The 17,272-nt window shown below is 64.9% G+C and carries 7 protein-coding genes; all 7 read right to left on the bottom strand.

The window, feature by feature from the left end; all coding sequences use genetic code 11:
* Nucleotides 1-133: 133 nt before the first annotated feature.
* From K3724_RS15400 to K3724_RS15370, 7 genes are read right to left on the bottom strand one after another with little or no spacing between them, the layout of a single operon-like run.
* A complete protein-coding gene (locus tag K3724_RS15400) occupies nucleotides 134-970 on the bottom strand; it encodes a glycosyltransferase (protein ID WP_259986748.1) in 837 nt (278 codons plus the stop codon).
* The gene (locus K3724_RS15395) at nucleotides 967-3,504 is read right to left on the bottom strand and encodes a hypothetical protein (RefSeq protein WP_259986747.1); all 2,538 of its coding nucleotides are present in this window, start codon (nucleotides 3,502-3,504) and stop codon (nucleotides 967-969) included. Before K3724_RS15395 ends, K3724_RS15400 begins: the two co-directional genes overlap by 4 nt.
* Nucleotides 3,501-4,439 carry a hypothetical protein gene (locus tag K3724_RS15390; protein ID WP_259986746.1) on the bottom strand — a complete coding sequence of 313 codons (939 nt, stop codon included), beginning with the start codon at nucleotides 4,437-4,439 and terminating at the stop codon, nucleotides 3,501-3,503. The genes K3724_RS15395 and K3724_RS15390 overlap by 4 nt, the downstream gene beginning before the upstream one ends.
* Entirely contained in the window at nucleotides 4,436-5,125 is a 690-nt protein-coding gene (locus tag K3724_RS15385; RefSeq protein WP_259986745.1) for a 4'-phosphopantetheinyl transferase, read from the bottom strand. Before K3724_RS15385 ends, K3724_RS15390 begins: the two co-directional genes overlap by 4 nt.
* Nucleotides 5,122-9,699, bottom strand: coding sequence for a MupA/Atu3671 family FMN-dependent luciferase-like monooxygenase (locus tag K3724_RS15380; protein ID WP_259986744.1), 4,578 nt, complete (start codon nucleotides 9,697-9,699; stop codon nucleotides 5,122-5,124). Before K3724_RS15380 ends, K3724_RS15385 begins: the two co-directional genes overlap by 4 nt.
* Nucleotides 9,696-10,712 (bottom strand): glycosyltransferase family 2 protein, encoded by a 1,017-nt coding sequence (locus K3724_RS15375; RefSeq protein ID WP_259986743.1) that lies wholly within the window; start codon nucleotides 10,710-10,712, stop codon nucleotides 9,696-9,698. Before K3724_RS15375 ends, K3724_RS15380 begins: the two co-directional genes overlap by 4 nt.
* A gap of 4 nt (nucleotides 10,713-10,716) precedes the next feature.
* Nucleotides 10,717-17,145 carry a type I polyketide synthase gene (locus K3724_RS15370; RefSeq protein WP_259992657.1) on the bottom strand — a complete coding sequence of 2,143 codons (6,429 nt, stop codon included), beginning with the start codon at nucleotides 17,143-17,145 and terminating at the stop codon, nucleotides 10,717-10,719.
* Between the last annotated feature and the right edge of the window lie 127 nt (nucleotides 17,146-17,272).

Raw genomic sequence — 17,272 nt, 5'->3', positions numbered from 1 at the left:
CGCTTCCGTTGGGCGTGGCCCGGCGCCAAGGCGCCGGGCCACGCCCAAGGCCGCCAAGGGTGCGCTGGCGCAGCCAGGGCACCCTGCGGGCGCGGGAGCACCACCGGGACAAATCAGCAGCAAAACCCAGGCCTCAGCGGCCGCGGGTCCAGCGGCTGGCTGAAGCAAACAGCGGTGTTTTTGTGGCCAGACCGACCATCGCATAGAGTACAAAACCGGCTGGATCCGACAGCAGCAGCTTCAGCACGGCGCCGGCGCTTGGCGGGATTTTGTCCTCGTTCTGCAACAGGCCTGGGTATTTGCTTGCCACCTCAGCCACGCCTGCGTTTTGCCGTCGCCGCACCCGGACCAGATTGCGGAAACCCTCCACCATCGGCCAGCTGTAGACAGCCGGCACTTTCACCCGTTCAGACGGTGCAAAATTCAGCCGGGCAAAAATGTCATCGGCGATGATGTCCGGCCAATCCCCCCAGCGCTGCCGTCCGGCCCGGGTCATGGCGAATACGCCAAACCCGGGCACGCCGCCGGTGACAAACGGCAGCCGGGTCCAGAGCCGTGCATAGGCACGGGTCACCGCACTGCGCGCCAGTGCCACCTGCGGGCAGCCGCTGGCGTAAAGCGGCACGTCCTGCGACAGTGCTGCGGCAAGTTGCGGGATCAGCGCCGGGCTGACAGCAACATCCGCATCCAGATAGATCAGGATACCGCCGCAGGCTGCCGCATCGCCGGCATTCAGCGCCCCAAGCTTGCCGCCCTCCGGCAATTCCAGAACCCGCAGATCCCAGCCAGCAGGAGGCTGCTGAATCCGCGCCAGCGCGGCGGTCTCATCGCGGCAGCCATTTGCCAGCACCAGAACCTCAGCGGCCATGCCCGCAGGCAGCGGATCCGAGGCAAAGACCGCTTGCAGGCATCCCGCGATATACTCCGCTTCATCATGGGCCGGGATCAGGACCGAAACACCTCTGGTCACTTCACGGCCTCCAGCGCTTCCCAGCGCGGGTTCTCATCACTTAGAACCCGCAAGGCACCCCAGCTGCCCCACTTACCGGGCACGCCAACATCGGCATAGGCGGTGAACAGATCCCCGCCAAGGACGCTCCAGCCTGACAGCAGTTCCCGGTACAGCCTGCCCATCTCGGGCGTATAGTTGAAGTGGGTGAAGAACCGGGTCAGTGTTTCATCCTCCACCAATGGGCCGATACCGACCACATGGCTGCCGCCTTCATACATGATCAGCTCCAGCCCGTGTTTTTGCGCAACCTGGGCATGATAGGGCAGCACACGCCCCAGTAAGTCGGTCAATGTATCGGTGCCGTCCCCCGAGATCAGCCCGTCGCGCAACTCCGCTCCGGCCTGGGCAGAGGCTGCATCATATTGATGTTCCTTTGCAAATGCGCTTGCCGCCGGGCCGGTCAGCCCGCGTTCCGCCGCCACCGCCCGGGCCTGCTCCCGGCTGTCGGCGATCCAGGCGCGGACGTGCCCGGCGCGTTCCGGGATGCCAAGGATGCCGCCGAAGTACCCCGTCACCGCATAGGCATCGAAATAGGCAGCAGGGGCTTGGCGCCCCGCCTGTTCCGCCTTCCAAAGCGGCGCCGTCAGAACCTGCTCTTCCAATCCCAGCCAGCCGGTCTGCGAGGAGATCACCCGCACCAGCCGCTTGCTGTCAGCGCCAAAAGTCTGCGTCCAGATCTGCGCAATCTCTGCGGCACGGCCGCCGTAGAACTGCATCCACAACCCATCGCCGCCCCAGCGCGCCTGCGCCTGCGCATCAGCCCAGGCCGCTTGCTGGAACTGCCAGTTCCAAACCTCGTTGGAATACTCCACATAAGCGCGCAGATCCTCATCCAAGCCGCGCTCTGCTGCCCGTGCAAACTGGCGGACATAGGTGTCATCCGCCATATGCGGCATGGTGAACCAGGGATCGGCCCCCAGCGTGTTGGCCAGCGCCAGCATGATCTCGGCCGGAACGCCCTTCAGCGCCCAAGTATATTCAGGAACCCGCGGCCGGTCCTCCCAGCCGGTTTGCTCTGAATCATTGGTGGCCATCCAATCCATGAACCGCAGCGCGGCAAACCCGTCCAGCCGGTCCAGCCACAGGGGGTTGAACAGCGCGCCTTGCTCATGGGCCTCCAGATGCTCTTCCTTTACCACCCGGATGTTGCGCACATAGTCATCGCCGTTCCCGCCGCGCCGCCCTGTCCGCTGGATGCGGATTTCCACCGGACCGGGGCCGGGGGTATAGTCAAACCGCACTTCGCCCTTGCCGTAGCGCACATTCTCCGCCCGACCGGCAGCCTCGACAATGCCCTGGCCGTCGAACCGCAGCACATAGCGGCCCGCCAGCGAGACGGCTTCCGCAGGCAGGTCGGTCAGGATCACCGTGCCGATTGATGTCAGCTCAGGCGGGATTGCGGTGGGCCAGCCTTCCGGGTCCAGATACCCGGCGGCCAGCAGATCCTGGTGGTCCGCACCGCCCCAGCGTTTCGGCAGATGCCCGATCCAGGGGCGCGCCGTTTTGAAATGATCCAGGAACGGCGCCTGGGTGCTCCAGTCGGCAATGGCTGCCAGGTTGATGGCGACGGGTTGCCGGATGGGGCTGGCCATCGGTGCGGTCCTGTCAGCCCTGTCAGCGTCCATCACCGAGTTGAGCGCAGGCAGCGCAGCCTCCCGCGGCAGCGCGGCAGGATCGGGCGGCAAAGCGGCGGTGCGTATATCGGTTCCTTGGGCCGCAGCCCAGGCAATGTCCTGCAGCCGCGCTGCCAGGTCCGGCGGCGGCGCGGGATAGGGCTTGCCCCAGCGGTCGCTCAGCTGATGCGGCAGGCCTGTTGGGTCCTGATCGGTCAGCACCGCATATTGCAGCAGCGCCAGGAAATAAAACCCAGTGGCGTTGGGGTGGATATCATCGGCAAACACATCGCGGATGCTGCTGAGACCGGGCATGGTGCCCGCCAGGATCGCATCCTCCAGCCGCGCCATGGCCTGCCCGGCAGGCAGCAGTTTCACGGTGCCGCCGGTGGCTGTGTTAACCTCATCAACTACCGCTTGCCAGCGCGGCAGGTCCTGGGTGATCCTTTCGCGCCAGGGCACATCCGCCCCCTTGTCAAAGGGCACCTCGGCGCCGGTGCCGCTGTTCAGACTGTGCCAGGCTTCCTGCAGATAAAAATCCACATCCGGGTTTGCGGCCCGGGCCAGCTGGTAAAACCGGGTCACAGCGCCTTCGGTATCGCTCCACTTCAGGTGGTTGGCCAGCGGAATGGCTTCGGTCACGATCACCGCATCCGCCGGGCGGCGCAGTCTTTCACGTGAATCAACACCTTCGGCGGTGCTGCTGTGCTGCCAGTTATAGCTGAGCGGTGCGCCATTGATGATCTGCGCCTCTACCGTCGGCCCCGCTGCGGCCTGCCCGCGCGCATTCAAAAGCTGGTCCAGCATCTGCGGGTTGTCCGGCCCGAACAGCGAATGGCCGATCATGACCACGGAGGTAATCAGCGCCTCCAGCTTCATGACGGTGCTCCCACGGTGGCGATACCTGTACGGGGCAGGGCGCGCACCACCTCCCAGACGATCTGCTGCACCCTGGCCGCGGCGTCCGCCGGGAACGCCTGCGCCGGGCTGCCATCGGCGCGGGTCAACTGATGCGGCAGCCCAATGGGCGTACGCTGGTACAGAACCGCGTAATGGGTCAGGGCAACCGCATAGGCCCCCAGATCATTGACATGTATGGTGTCCAATTCCCCTGCCGGCGTGCGGGCAAACAGCGATTCACGTGAAGCCAGGCCAGGGATCTCCCCGGCCACCGCCGCCCGCGCCACCGCCGCCAGCACCTGTCCGCCGGGGATCAGATAGACCGGGTGCTGCGGGTTGCGGCGGCTGTCCGGACCCAGCAGCTTAGTCACCCAAAGCGCCTCAAGATCGCCGTCGATCCGGTCCAGCCAGCCGTCCGGGTCGTTCAGCCTGTGCCAGGTCTCATAGAGATATATACGTGTGCCGGGTGACGCCGCCCGCGCAAGCCCGGCCCAATTCGCGACGTATTCAGCAGCGCTGAAATAGCGGAGAGCATCGCGCAGCTCGACCATCTCGGTCAGCACCACGGCATTGTATTCTCCAGACCCGACGGCCTCCCGCGCGTCCCGGTAAGCGGACGGCTGGTTGGCGGTTGCGAAATCGAGGATGTCTTCACCAGGCTCCCAATGCGCCCGCAGCGATGTGCCCGAGCCCAGCTGACTGTTGTACCCATGCCCCGCAGGCGCCAGCTGCGCCAGCATATGCGGCATATCCGAGCCGACCAGCGAATGCCCCAGGTGAAACACCTTCAATGGTGCCTCAGGCGGCGCCAGCGGCGGCGGAACCGGTACGCCGCGGCTGCGTGTTGCAAAGGCCATCAGCCCCAGAGCCGCACTCAGCGCGCCACAAACCAGAAACCCGCGCCGCCCCATCATCCGCGCCCCCGGATTTCCGCCGTGGTGATGATCAGGCCGACCCCAACCGCAAAGCGCCCGCCAACCGCCTCGCCGCTTGCAAACGGCGCCCGGGCGGCGGTGAACACAGCCTGATAGGCGCCCGCAGCCAGATCAAACTCCAGCTCCATCCCGTCAAATCCATAAAAAGCCCGGCTCAGCGTGTACTGGCATTTATAGGCCGCTTCCTTGGCGGAAAAGATCACCTTGGCCATCTGTCCGGGATTATCCTGCCGTTTCAGCCAGGCCTGTTCCCGCTCCGAGCAGATTGCAGGCAGCAGTTCGTCCTTCAGCGGCGTGTCCTCTTCCACGTCGATCCCCAGACCCTGAACGTCGCCCTCATGGGCAAGCACGGCCATGGCGCAGCTCTTGGTATGGGTGATTGAACCAACCAGCCCCTTGGGCCAGACCGGCGCCCGGTCGCGGCCCACGGGCACAGGAGCAGGTGCCAGCCCAAGCTGCCGCATCGCCTGATGCGCGGCACTGCGGCCCGCGGCAAATTCGGTGCGCCGTTTGGCGACCGCATTCGGCGACAGCCCCGCGGCTTCCTCTGCCAGCGGTGCGGGCGGGGCGCCCAGCGGATCTGCCCCGGCCAGCGCCACATCGGCGGCAAAAAGCGGCCGGACCAGTGCCAGCCGCTTTGCCAGTTTGTTTTCGGCTTCTATCATCCGGTCCTTGCTCTGCGGTTTGCACGCATGGCCCGCCGTTTCGACATGGTGCCGGCGCGGTCGGGTCCTTCGCTGTCCTGCGGCTGTTGTTCCGCATTTGCAGGTGTGCCTGCAAGCCCTTCGATATGGGCCGCCAGACCGGCCAGCGTTGGGAAGCGGAAGATATCCGTGATCGACAGGCTCGCAGTCCCCAGTGCCTCGCCCAGTTCGTCGCGCAATTCCCGGTGCACCTGTACCGCCAGCAGCGAATGGCCGCCAAGCGCAAAGAAGTTATCCTGCGCGCCAATGCCGCTGATGCCCAGAATGCGGCTCCAGATGGTTGCGATCCTGGCTTGCGCGCCTGCATCCAGCGCAACAGCCGCAGGGGTTTCGGCCCGTGCCGGCTGCGGGTCAGGCAGTGCGTTGCGGTCTATTTTCTTGTTTGGTGTCAGCGGGAAAGCCTCCAATGTGACGATCCGCGCGGGCACCATCGCCTCGGCCAGTCTGGCTGCCAAGGCTTGTTTCACAAGGCTCTCGTCAACAGGTGCAGCGGCGGTGACATAACCTGTCAGTTGCTCGCTGCCGGCATCGCCGCGCGGCACAACCACTGCCCCCGTCACGCCGGGGAAGGCGGCCATTGCGGCTTCGATCTCGCCCAGCTCAATCCGCTGGCCGCGAATCTTAACCTGATGGTCGGTGCGGCCCAGAAAGGCCAGCGTGCCGCCCGCTGTCCAGCGTACCAGATCCCCGGTGCGGTAAAGCGGAGTGTCAGCGAACGCTGTGTTTACGAACCGTTCAGAAGTCAGCTCTTCCCGCTGCCAGTAGCCCGCCGTGACACCCGCGCCGCCGATATACAATTCACCGGCTGTCCCCGCGGGGACAGGCGATTGTTTTTCGTCCAGAACGTAAACCTGCGTATTGGCAATCGGCGTGCCGATCCCGGTTGTCCCCGCCGGGGCAGCCGTGACTTTCTCCACCGTCGACCAAATCGTCGTCTCGGTCGGGCCGTACATATTGTGGGTTTCGGCGGGGGTGGCCTCGCGCAGTGCCTGCACCAGATCGCCCGGCAGCGCATCACCCCCCACCAGCAGATGCCGTAATTGTGCCAAACAGGCGCTGGCGTCTTCATCCGCGGCAATCATCCGTGCCATCGACGGGGTGCACTGCATATGGCTGACGCCGTGGCGCACGATCTGTGCAGCTAAAGAGAAGTCATCCGCCGCCAGCTCTTGCGGTGCGTTCGACAAGCGCAGCACTTCGGCCAGCGGCCTTAGCCCCTCCAGTACCACATCCGGTGCGATGCCATAGTCGATCAGGCAGGCGATCTCATCCACGCCGATGCGCTTCAGCTGCTCGACCCGCTGGCAGGCGTCCTGAATGGTGCCGAACAGGCCGGAGTCCTCAAAATACCGCTCGAAAGCGAAGTCGAGGATCGCTTCCAGCTCCTCTTCCGACAGCGATCCCAGATCCACCTCGAACGGGTTCTTTACGCCTTCGGGTTTCTTGAAGGCCGGGAAAGCCCAGGCATATTGCTTGATCAGCCCGGCGGCTGAGCGCAAGTAGTCCTTCATCGGCTCGCGCGCCACTTGGCGGGCTTCCTCGCGGGTTGCTGCCAGATAGCTGTGCAGCATCAGGGTGACCTTGAAATCCGCAGGGTCATGGCCGGCTTTGCGCAGGGCATCGTGGTAGATACGGATTTTGCCCGCGACCTCGTCGATGCTTTGGCCCAAGAGATGGGTCAGCACGTTTGCCCCGATCGTCCCAGCCTCGCGCCAGGTCTCGGGGTTGCCCGCGGTGGTGACCCAGACCTGCAATTCGGCTGAGACAGGACGGGGCTGGGTGACCACGCGATGATCGCTGCCGTCCTTGCGGGCAAAGGCAACCTCTTCGCCGCGCCAGAGTTTGCGCACGGTTTCAATGCTCTCCAACAAGGCAGGCTTGTTTGCAGGCGGCGTGTTTTCGGGCCGCAGGATGAAATCATCCGGCTGCCAGCCCGAGGCAAAGCCGATCCCGGCGCGGCCTGCTGTCAGGTTGTCGATCACCGCCCATTCCTCGGCGATCCGCGCGGAATGGTGCAAGGGGGCTACACAGGAACCGGCCCGCACGCCGATGTTCTTCGTCACCGCCGCAACGGCAGCACCGGTTACCGACGGGTTCGGGTAGGGTCCGCCAAAGGCGTGGAAATGCCGTTCCGGCGTCCAGACCGCGTTGAAACCGTGGCTATCGGCAAACTTGGCGCCTTCCAGCAGCAGGCGGTATTTCTGCGGCCCCGGCCCATCGTCATTGCCCCAGTAGAACAGGTTGAAATCCATCTTGCGGTTGCTGAGGGCCACGGGCCCCTTGGACAGTTCCAGCCGGCTTTCGTCGCTGGACAAGACCAGCTTCAGCCCGCGCGACAGGGTCCAGAACAGCTCCAGCACCGAGATGTCAAAGCTAAGGCTTGTGACCGCCAGCCAGGCATCGCCGGGCTGATGCGGGATGCGCTGATCCATGCCAGCAAAGAAGTTCGCGACATTGGCATGGGTGACCATCACCCCCTTGGGCAGGCCGGTGGAACCGGAAGTATAGATCAGATAGGCGAGATCACTGCCGGCCGCACCGCCATTGATGGTATCTTCGGCTGTCCCCGCGGGGACGGTTTCGATTTCCAGCACTTGCGCGGCTGAGGCGGGCAGGGCGCTGGCCAGTGCGGATTGCGTCACGATCACCTGCGCCTGGCTGTCGCTGATGTAATGGGCAATCCGGTCTGCAGGATAGGCCGGGTCGAGCGGCACATAGGCGCCGCCGGCCTTCATCACGCCCAAGGCGGCAAAGACCAGCTCGGGCGCGCGGCGGATATGGATGCCTGCATGTGCACCCGGTTTCACGCCCATTTCACGCAGGCGTGCGGCCACGGCATTGGCGCGGGCGTTGACCTCGGCGTAGGTGAAGCTTTGGTCCTCGAACACCAGTGCAGCGGCGTCCGGGGTGCTGGCTGCCTGGGCCTCGAAAGCGGCGTGAATGGTCAGATCTGCGGGATAGTCCGCGGCGGTCTGATTCCAATCCTCCAGCAGCAGCTTGCGCTCGGCTTCGGGCAGGATGGGGAGGGTTGCGACCTCTTGGTCCGCATCACCGGCGAGGGCGCCCAGCACCAGTGCCAGCCGCGCGGCCAGCAATTCTGCGGTCTGTTCGTCCAACTTGGCGTTGTCTGTGTGCAGCGCCAGTGCGCCATCGCAGAAAGCGACGGTGGCGGCGCAGCCTGAAACCGGGCCGTCCCTGTCCAGAGACAGGCCTATGGCCGGTTTAGAGAACGCCGAAATTTCCGGTGCCCGCGCGACCAAATCCTCGGCGAAACCGCCGTATTTACGTGCTTTTTCAATACCCTGAATTGCTTTAGCCTGGAGGCCGGACACGGTCTGTTCCCGCCGCGCCTGCAGCGGAACCCAATCGGATATCAGCCCAGGAACCGCGTTCATACCGGCGATGGACAGCGCCACATCAGCGGATTTCTCGCCGCTGCTGAGCAAGGCCCAGATCAGTACCCCGGCGGCGGCCTGTTCTTCGCTGAGGGGAGCGGGCATGGCGATCTTCCGGCTGGTTACCCCTGCGCCGCCGGTATCTGTGGCAAGCGGTACCTGGACCGGCTGCATTGCGGCAAGCGCCTTGCGCCAGTGGCTTTCGCCGCCCTGCGCAGCGGCCATCTGAGCGGTGAGAGTCCCGGCGTCTTCCCCGGTTAGCGCCGGCAGCACATCGCCGGCTTTGACCAGCCCGGTTGCGTCCAGCGGTTTGCCTGCCGGCGTGGTCAGCCGCGACAGCATCAGCGCGCCGTCCGCGGTGGCGATTGTCACGCTATCTTTGCGGACGTCAAGCACTGTGCCGGGGGCGCCGGAGCCTACTGCTGGTTCCGCGGCCCCGGTGAGAGCGACCTGCCCGCCAATCCGCAATTTGGCGGCGCACAGCGGGTTCCAGTATCCGCCGGTGTCCAAGGCACGGACCAGCCGCGCCAGTTCGGCGGCGGGGCGAGAGAGATCCAGCAGCCCCCCTGCGGCGGGGCGGTCGGATTTGGCGAACACGCGGCGCTGGCTCAGGTCCTGCGGCTGGCGGTTCAGATCGCCGGTTTCCAGCTGCGCCATCACCTCGCCAAAGCTGTCCATCGCGGCTGCGTAGCATTTGGAATTCAGGCTGAACGCGGTTTCATCCGCCGCCACATCGAACAGCCGCTGGGCCAGGATGTCGCCCTCATCGACGCCGCTGTCCATCAGGTGCCAGGTGATGCCGTGCTGTGGCTCGCCATTGATCAGCGCCCAATTCGGGGTGTTGAGGCCCGCGTAATGGGGCAAGGGGCCGTCGTGAAAGTTCACCGCGCCTTTGGCGGCCTGCGCCAGAACCTTGTCAGGGATCACTGTCAGGTTGGCGATTGACAACAGCCAGTCGAACCCGCCTTGCAGCTGCTGCTGGGTGTCCAGCAGGGGCAGGCCCTTGCCATCGGCCCAGCTGCGGATATCGGGATCTTGCGACACCACTGCCCGGATCTGGTGGCCGCGTGCCAGCAGCGCCTCGGCGCAGCCGATCAGAAGAGATTCATTGCCAATCAGGGCACATGTGAAGGACGTCATTTCTGCTCCTTTGCGATCGGAGAGGGCGCGCGTGTTTCTTTTGACGGTTTTGGCCGCGGTGCAAATGCCGCACGCAGGCTGTACAGGACCAGATCGCGCAGGAAATGCGGCGGATCCGCCTGTGGTTTATCCGAGGTCAGGCGGCGCAGCCCATAGATCAGGCTGCCGGTGATCCGTGCCAGCGTGGCGGCGGCGGCGTAAGCATGCCCGTGGTGTTTCACGAAGTAATGCCGCCGCGAGTCGAACCAATATTGCGGCGTGCGCTGCCAGGCTTTCATCCCTGTGGACGCCGACCCTACGTGGGCGATTTCGCTAGTTGGCACATAGTGGGTGCGCCAGCCCGCGCGGGCGGCGCGGCGGCAGAGGTCGGTTTCCTCAAAATACAGAAAGAAGGCCTCGTCGAAACCGCCGACGGCCTCGATGACTTCGCGGCGGATCATCAGGCTGGCGCCGGCGGTCCAGTCAACCTGCAGCTCGTCCTGCGGCATGTCCATGGCGACCACCCAGGGATTCAGCAGCCGGGTGAAAATGCCGGTGCGCACGCTGGCCTCGAACTCACCCGCGATGGAGGGGAAGCGGAAGGCGGTGCGATGCGGCACGCCGTCGGTGCCGCGCACGTATGAGCCTGCCAGACCGGCGCCGGGACGCTCCAGCAGAAAGTCGCGCAGGGTGCGGATGGTGCTGCCCTGCACAAAGGCGTCGGAGTTCAGCAGGTAGTAGAATTCCGGCACGCTGTTGTCGTGGAGACCGGCTTTAATACCGATGTTCATGCCCGCACCAAAGCCGCCGTTCACAGGCGAGGCGATCACCCGGAGCCGTCCGCTGCCAAGCCAGCCGCGTTTGTCTGCTTCGGCGCGGATCTGATCATAGGAGCCGTCGCCGGATCCATTGTCGATGATCAGCAGTTCGCCCGGCAGGTCCTCCATTTCGCGCAGTGCAGCCTCGGCGGCCTGCAAGGTCATCTCCGGCGTGCGGTAGTTGAGGAGGATGGTGAGGATGCGTTGCGGGTTCATGGGCTCACTCCGCGGCCGTGGCATAGCGGGGCCGGCCTGCCGCCGCATCGGCGGCGTCGAGCCGGGCTTTGACGCCGGCGGCCAGCACGCTGACATTCGGCACCAGAACCATGCTGTCGTGATCGCCCGGCACTTCGGCCACTTCTGTCTGCGCAGCCCATCGGGTCCAGTCGTTGTCATCGAACACATATTCGCGCGCGGTGCTGACCCAATTGCCGCCGCTGACCTGCCATTTGCGGTCCAGCGGCGGGCGGAACAGGGTGAACGGGCCGATCCATGGGCGCAGGGGGTAGGTTTCAACGGCGGTGCGGAAGGCCAGCTCAATCTTGCGGTTGTTGAATTCGGGCAGGGTGCCGGTCTCAACCGGGGCAGTGCGGCGTTTCTCAACCTCCCAGGCGATGCGGTTTCTGGCCCATTCGCCAATGTAGCCGGCCCCTTTGCTGCGCAGTTCTGCCAGTTTGATCAGTGCCTTGTCGCGGCGGCTGAGCGGCGGGCGGACGGGCAGGGGCGTGTCCAGCAGGATCAGCGCGGCGGTTTCCTGGCCCTGATCCTTCAACTGCTGTGCCATCTCATAGGCGGTGATGCCGCCGCCGGAAAAGCCGCCCAGAAGATAGGGGCCCTCGGGCTGGATCCGGCGGATTTCATCCAGACAGCTTCGGGCTGCGTCCTCAATCCGGCTGTGCGGGGCGTCATTGCCGACCAACCCTTTGGCCTGCAGGCCATAGACCGGGCGGTCCTTCCCCACGAGCAGGGCCAGTTGGCGCAGGTTCAGAACGTTGCCGAACATGCCCGCCACCAGAAAGAAGGGCCGCCGTCCGGTGCCGTCGCCCGGATGCAGCGGCACCAGATGGGTGAAGGATGGTGTGTCCTCTGCAGCTGCGGCAGGTGCTCCTGGTTCCGCAGCAACGCCGCCGCCGGTCCGGTCTATGATCCGTTCTGCCAGCGCGGCGACGCTGGGGGCCTCGAACAGCACCGACAGGGGGAATTCCACACCAAAGCCGCGTTTGACCTGGGCAAACAGCCGCACCGCAATCAGGGAATGGCCGCCGAGGTCAAAGAAACTGTCCTCGATCCCCACTTGCGACACCCCAAGGAGGGCGGCAAAGAGGCCGGCCAGTTCCTCCTCTACCGGGTTGCGGGGGGCGGCATAATCAGTATCCAATTGCGGGCGTTCAAACGTCTGCGCCTCCTGGGCGGGGGCGGCTGTCTGCCCTGCCTGTGCGATCAGTGCGGGCAGGTCCAGAGAGGATACCACCACCTGCGGCAGGCCGGTGGCCAAGGCGCGGGCCAGCACCTCGCCGCCTTCTGCGGATTTGATGCCGTTGGCGATGTTCAGCTGCAGGCGCCGTTCCTCAGGGGACAGGGGATGCGTGCCGGCGGCAGGTTCCAGGCCCAGCTCTGCGGCGGTGACGTCGGCTTGCCCTTCGGCTGCTGCGGCGTCGAACCCGCCGGTCAGGCGCTGCATCCGGAAGCCTTCGATCCGGACCAGCACAGTGCCGTCCGGATCGGTCAGCGTGATATCAAAACCGGCAGAGCTGCCATCCGGCGCATCCGCCAGCCGCACATGGCTGCAGATGCTGGAGGTGAGCGGGGCAAAGATCCGGATCAGGTGGTAGGACACCGGCACCCAAAGCGCGCTGGCGTCATAACCGGGGATCAGACCCATCGCCCAGCCGGTGGCCAGATCCAGCAGGCCGGGATGCAGCAGACAGCCGTCCTGCGCCGCGATGTCCGGCAGTGAGAGAGTGGCGAGGCCCTCGCCATTGCCCAGTGCCGCGCGCCTTAGCACATGCCAGCGCGGACCAAAGCGCAGATGCGCCTCCTGCGCGGAGCGCAAGCGCCCGTTGATTGGCGCCTGCTCCTCCGGGCATCGGGTGAAAATCTTCTGGAGGTTGAGTGCGGCGGGGCGTTCTGCCGCCGCCGCTGAGGCCAGCATAGCCTGACAATTTAGAGAGTAACCATTTGTACATGCCGAGTAAACAAACAGTTCATAACCATTTTCATTAGCTTCGAGTTTCACCGCAAGCCTTGCCGGGGCTTCATTTTTTGCAACCAGGGGGCGCATGAAGTAGAGGTCTCGGATTTCAACCGGCCCTTCAAAACCGGTTTCTGACAGCGCTTCTGCCGCCATTTCGATGTAGCCGGTGCCGGGCACCAGGGCGGTGCCATCGGCGGTCCGGTGTTCGTCCAGAAGCCAATCAGCGGTTTCAAAACGCGGTGTGAAGATGCGGTTGCCGGCCGTGTCATAGCCGCATTTCTGTAACAGCGGCTGGGGACAGGGGGCCATCGTGCCGGCAGCGGTGGCGCCGTTGCGGCTGGCCATGGCGTCGGCGGCCATGCCGGTATCGGACCAGACACCCCAATCAACGGCCATCACACGGGTGAGGCCGCCGGTGCGGTGCTTGGCCCAGGCGTTGAGGAATTCATTGGCGGCAATGTAATCTACCTGGCCCGCAGGCCGGGTCACGGCGGAGGAGGAGGAAAACAATATCATCAGCTCCAGGCTGCCATCGGGGAAGACCGCATCAAGCGCGCGCAGCCCGCTGACCTTGGGGGCCAGCACCAGGGCGATCTGGTTCTCGTCTTTGGCCAGCAGCGGGCCGTCATCGATAACACCGGCGCCGTGGATCACGCCGGTGACGGGACCAAAGGCAGCTTCGCCTTGCGCGCGGGCGCGGCGCAGCTCGCCGCTGTTGCAGACGTCGGCGGCCAGCGGCAGGATCCGGCCCTTGCCGGTCTCCTCAAGCGCCATTACCGCGCGGATACGCAAAGCGGTGCGGTTGGCCGGGCTGTGGCTGCGCAAGTAGCGCTCCCAGGCGGCGCGCGGGGGCAGTCCTTCGCGGGAGATCAGCGAAATTTTGGCGCCGTATTCGCGCATCAGATGGCCTGCGATGGTCAGGCCGATGCCGCCATAACCGCCGGTTATCAGGTAATGGCCGCCCGGTTTGAATGGCGGCGTTTCCGGCGCGGGCAGCGGCAGCGGGCGCCACGTGAGTTCATACCGCTTTTCACCGCGCCAGGCGGCGGAGGTGTTTGCAGGGTCCGCCATCAGCTCTTCCAGCAGGCGCGGGGTGATGTCCGCTTGTGCTGGTTTGCGGCGTGCAAACAGCGCCTTGGGCGGCTTTGGCAGTTCGATGTCGATGGCGGCGCAGGTGATGCCGGGCAGCTCACGCGGGATCACCCCCAGCGGCCCCGCGATCATCGCCTTTTCGGGATAGGGCAGCGCTTCGCTGCGGACCTGTGCTGCGCCGGTGGTGAAGACGTTGATATGCAGTGGGCCGGGCAGATCGGCATTGCCCAGTTCCTGCGCCAATGCGGTAAGGGAGTGAAAGCCCATCTCCAGATTGCGGTCAAAGAAGGAGGAGCCGGGGCGATAGGTTTCTTCCCCGGTCACCAGCCAGAAATGGGCGATGCGGTCCGGCAGCAGCCCGGCGCCTGCCAAGTCTGCCAGCAATGCACCATAGGCGGCGCGGCCCTGTTCCGGCGGCAGGATGTATGAGGCCGGGGACAGCTGCGCATAAGTGTCGCCAGCGCGGACGCGGGTGACGCTGTGGCCTGCGGCCTGCAGCTGGTCTGCCGCACGGGTGGCATGGCCTGTTTCATCCTCGAAAATCAGCCAGTTGTGCGGTGTCTGGTCCAGTTCATGTTCCACGTCCAGGGTGCAATCGGCGAACCTGGGCCGCCAAGCGGGGCGGTAGCCCCAATCGGCCGGATCTTCATGCCGGGCCGGGGGCGTGTCTTCTTCAACTGCGGGTTTGCCGGGTTCGATGAAATAGCGGCTGCGCTGAAAGGCGTAACCGGGCAGGGGCAGGCGGTTGCGCCGTGCCTCGCCCCAGATCTGCTGCCAGTCGGCCTCAACCCCGCAGGCCCAAAGCCGGCCGATGACGCCGAAGAAATAGCTGTCATCCATCACGTCCTGATCCGGGTGGCGCAATGAGCTGAGCACCTGGCCCGGCTGAACGGCGGGCGACATTTGCGCCAGCGCGCTGAGGGCCTTGCCGGGGCCGGCCTCAAGGAACACACGGTTCGGGGTTTTGGCGAGCGTTTCAATGCAATCGGCATAGCGCACGGTGTTGCGCAACTGGCCGACCCAGTAATCGGCGCTGGTGGCCTGTTCCGCAGTCAGCGCAACACCGGTGCGGTTGGAGATCACCGGCAGGTTTGGCGCCGACAGGGTCAGCGAGCGGATGAAATCGCCATACTGCTGCAGGATGCCGTCCAGCATCCGCGAATGGGCGGCAATGTCGATCTGGATGCGCTGGTGGTCGACCTCGCGCGCGGTCAGGTCGGCGGACAACCGGTCCAGCGCGTCTTGCGGGCCGGAAACGGCAGTCAGCGCGGGCGCGTTGACGCTGGCAATGTCCAGATCATCGCCGATGATCGCCTCAACCTCGGCCAGCGGCAGGGCGATAGACAGCATGCCACCCGCAGGAACAGCATCAAACAGCCGCCCGCGCAGCAGGACCAGATCAATGCAATCCTCGAAACGCATAACGCCGGCCAGGCAGGCGGCAGTGTTTTCGCCCATCGAATGGCCCGCAAGTGCTGCGGGTTTGACGCCCCAGCTGATCCACAGCTGCGCCAGCGCATACTCCACGATCATGATCAGCGGCAGCTGAACAGAGGGCCGCTGCAGCTGGGCGTTGGCGGCATCTTCCGCGCCCTCTTCGGGCAGCCAGATGGCGCGGATGTCGTAATCCAGGTTCTGTTGCAGGTGGTCCAGCCCGCGGTCCATCCAATCGGCAAAGACCGGTTCAGTCTCGTACAGATCGCGGGCCATGCCGGCATATTGCGCGCCGCCGCCGGGGAACAGGAAAACCACCTCGGGCGCGTCGCCGAGGCGGTCATGGGTGAAGACCTTGCGCGGGTCGTTTTCTGTCAGAAGATCAGCCGCTTCGGCGGCGGTTTCCGCCACCAGAACGCGGCGTTTGGCAAAGCCGCGGCGGCCTTCTTTCAGCGTATAGGCCACGTCGGCCAGATCGGCCTCGGGGTTGGCGTGGAGATACTCGGCGAGTGTCTGGGTATTAGCGTCCAACGCGGCCTTTGACTGTCCTGAGATGCACAAGATCTGAAACGGAAAATCGCTTTCTTCCGAGGCTGCGCGCTCTGGCGCTTCCTCAAGGATCACATGGGCATTGGTGCCGCCGACACCGAGCGAGTTGATGCCGGCACGCCGCGGCCCCTTGTGCGGCTGCCATGGTGTCAGGGCAGCGTTCACGCGGAACGGCGAGCTGTCGAAATCTATTGCCGGGTTCGGCGTCTCAAACCCCAGCGAGGGCGGGATTTCCCTGTGGTGCAGCGCCAGCGCCGTTTTGGTCAGGCTGGCAACCCCCGCTGCGGTGTCCAGATGGCCAATGTTGGTCTTGACCGAGCCGATGCGGCAATAGCCGTTGTCCGGCGTGGTGGCGCGGTAGGCGTCGGTCAGGGCTGTGACCTCAATCGGGTCGCCCAGATAGGTGCCGGTGCCGTGGCATTCGACGTAGTCAATGGTCTCTGCCGGGGTGCCTGCGGCCTGCAGCGCGGCCTGCACCGCCGCCGACTGGCCGCCGACCGAGGGCGCCAGATAACCGGCCTTGTCCGCGCCGTCGTTGTTAATGGCGGAGCCTTTGATGACGGCCCAGATGTGGTCGCCGTCGGCGATGGCATCCTCCAGCCGACGCAGCGCCACGGCACCGGCGCCAGAGCCGAATACGGTACCTTGCGCGCGGTGATCAAAGGCGTGGCAATGGCCATCCGGGGACAGGATTTCGTTTTCCTTGTACAGGTAGCCGCGGCCCTGCGGCAGCTCGATGGTGACGCCGCCTGCCAGCGCCATATCGCATTCGCCTTCCCGCAGGGCTTTGCAGGCGTAATGCACCGCAACCAGCGAGGTGGAGCAGGCGGTCTGCACGTTGACAGATGGCCCGTGCAGGTCGAACACATGGCTGACGCGGGTCGACAGGAAGTCCTTGTCGTTGCCGGTATGGCGCAGCAGGAACATGCCGACGTCATCGACCAATGCGGGGTTGGAGCAGATGTTGAAATAGAAATAGCTGCCCATGCCGCAGCCTGCATAAACGCCGATGGGGCCAGCGATGCTTTCGGGCGGGTGGCCCGCGTTTTCCATGGCGCCCCAGGCCACTTCCAGGAATTTGCGGTGCTGGGGGTCGAGGATGGCGGCTTCCTTGGGGCTGAAGCCAAAGAACTCGGCGTCAAATTCATCAAACCCCTGCAGCCGGGCTGAGGCAGGCGCATAGTCCGGGTCGGCCAGCACAGACGCCCGTTCGCCAGCCGCCAGCAGGGTGTCCCGGTCCAGAACTTCAATCGATTCAATGCCGTCGCGCAGGTTCTGCCAGAAAGCGTCAGCAGAATTTGCGCCGGGGACTGTCACTGACAACCCGACAATTGCTATATCTCCGGCAGCGCCCCCCGCTGCGGGTTTCCCATCCTGCATCGCCAATACCTGACCCACTGGCCCCTTAAAAACAGTCCGGCACAACGATGCCAGACTGCTTTGCAGAGCTGGCAAGTGCCCGCCGGACGGGTTGGTTTATGGTGCCGGAGTTCTCCCCGGCGGGTTA

The organism is Leisingera sp. M658 (assembly GCF_025144145.1).
In the GTDB taxonomy this organism is placed as follows: Bacteria; Pseudomonadota; Alphaproteobacteria; order Rhodobacterales; family Rhodobacteraceae; genus Leisingera.
Note: the sequence above shows the minus strand (reverse complement) of the source record. Positions and strands in the feature narration are given on the sequence as shown.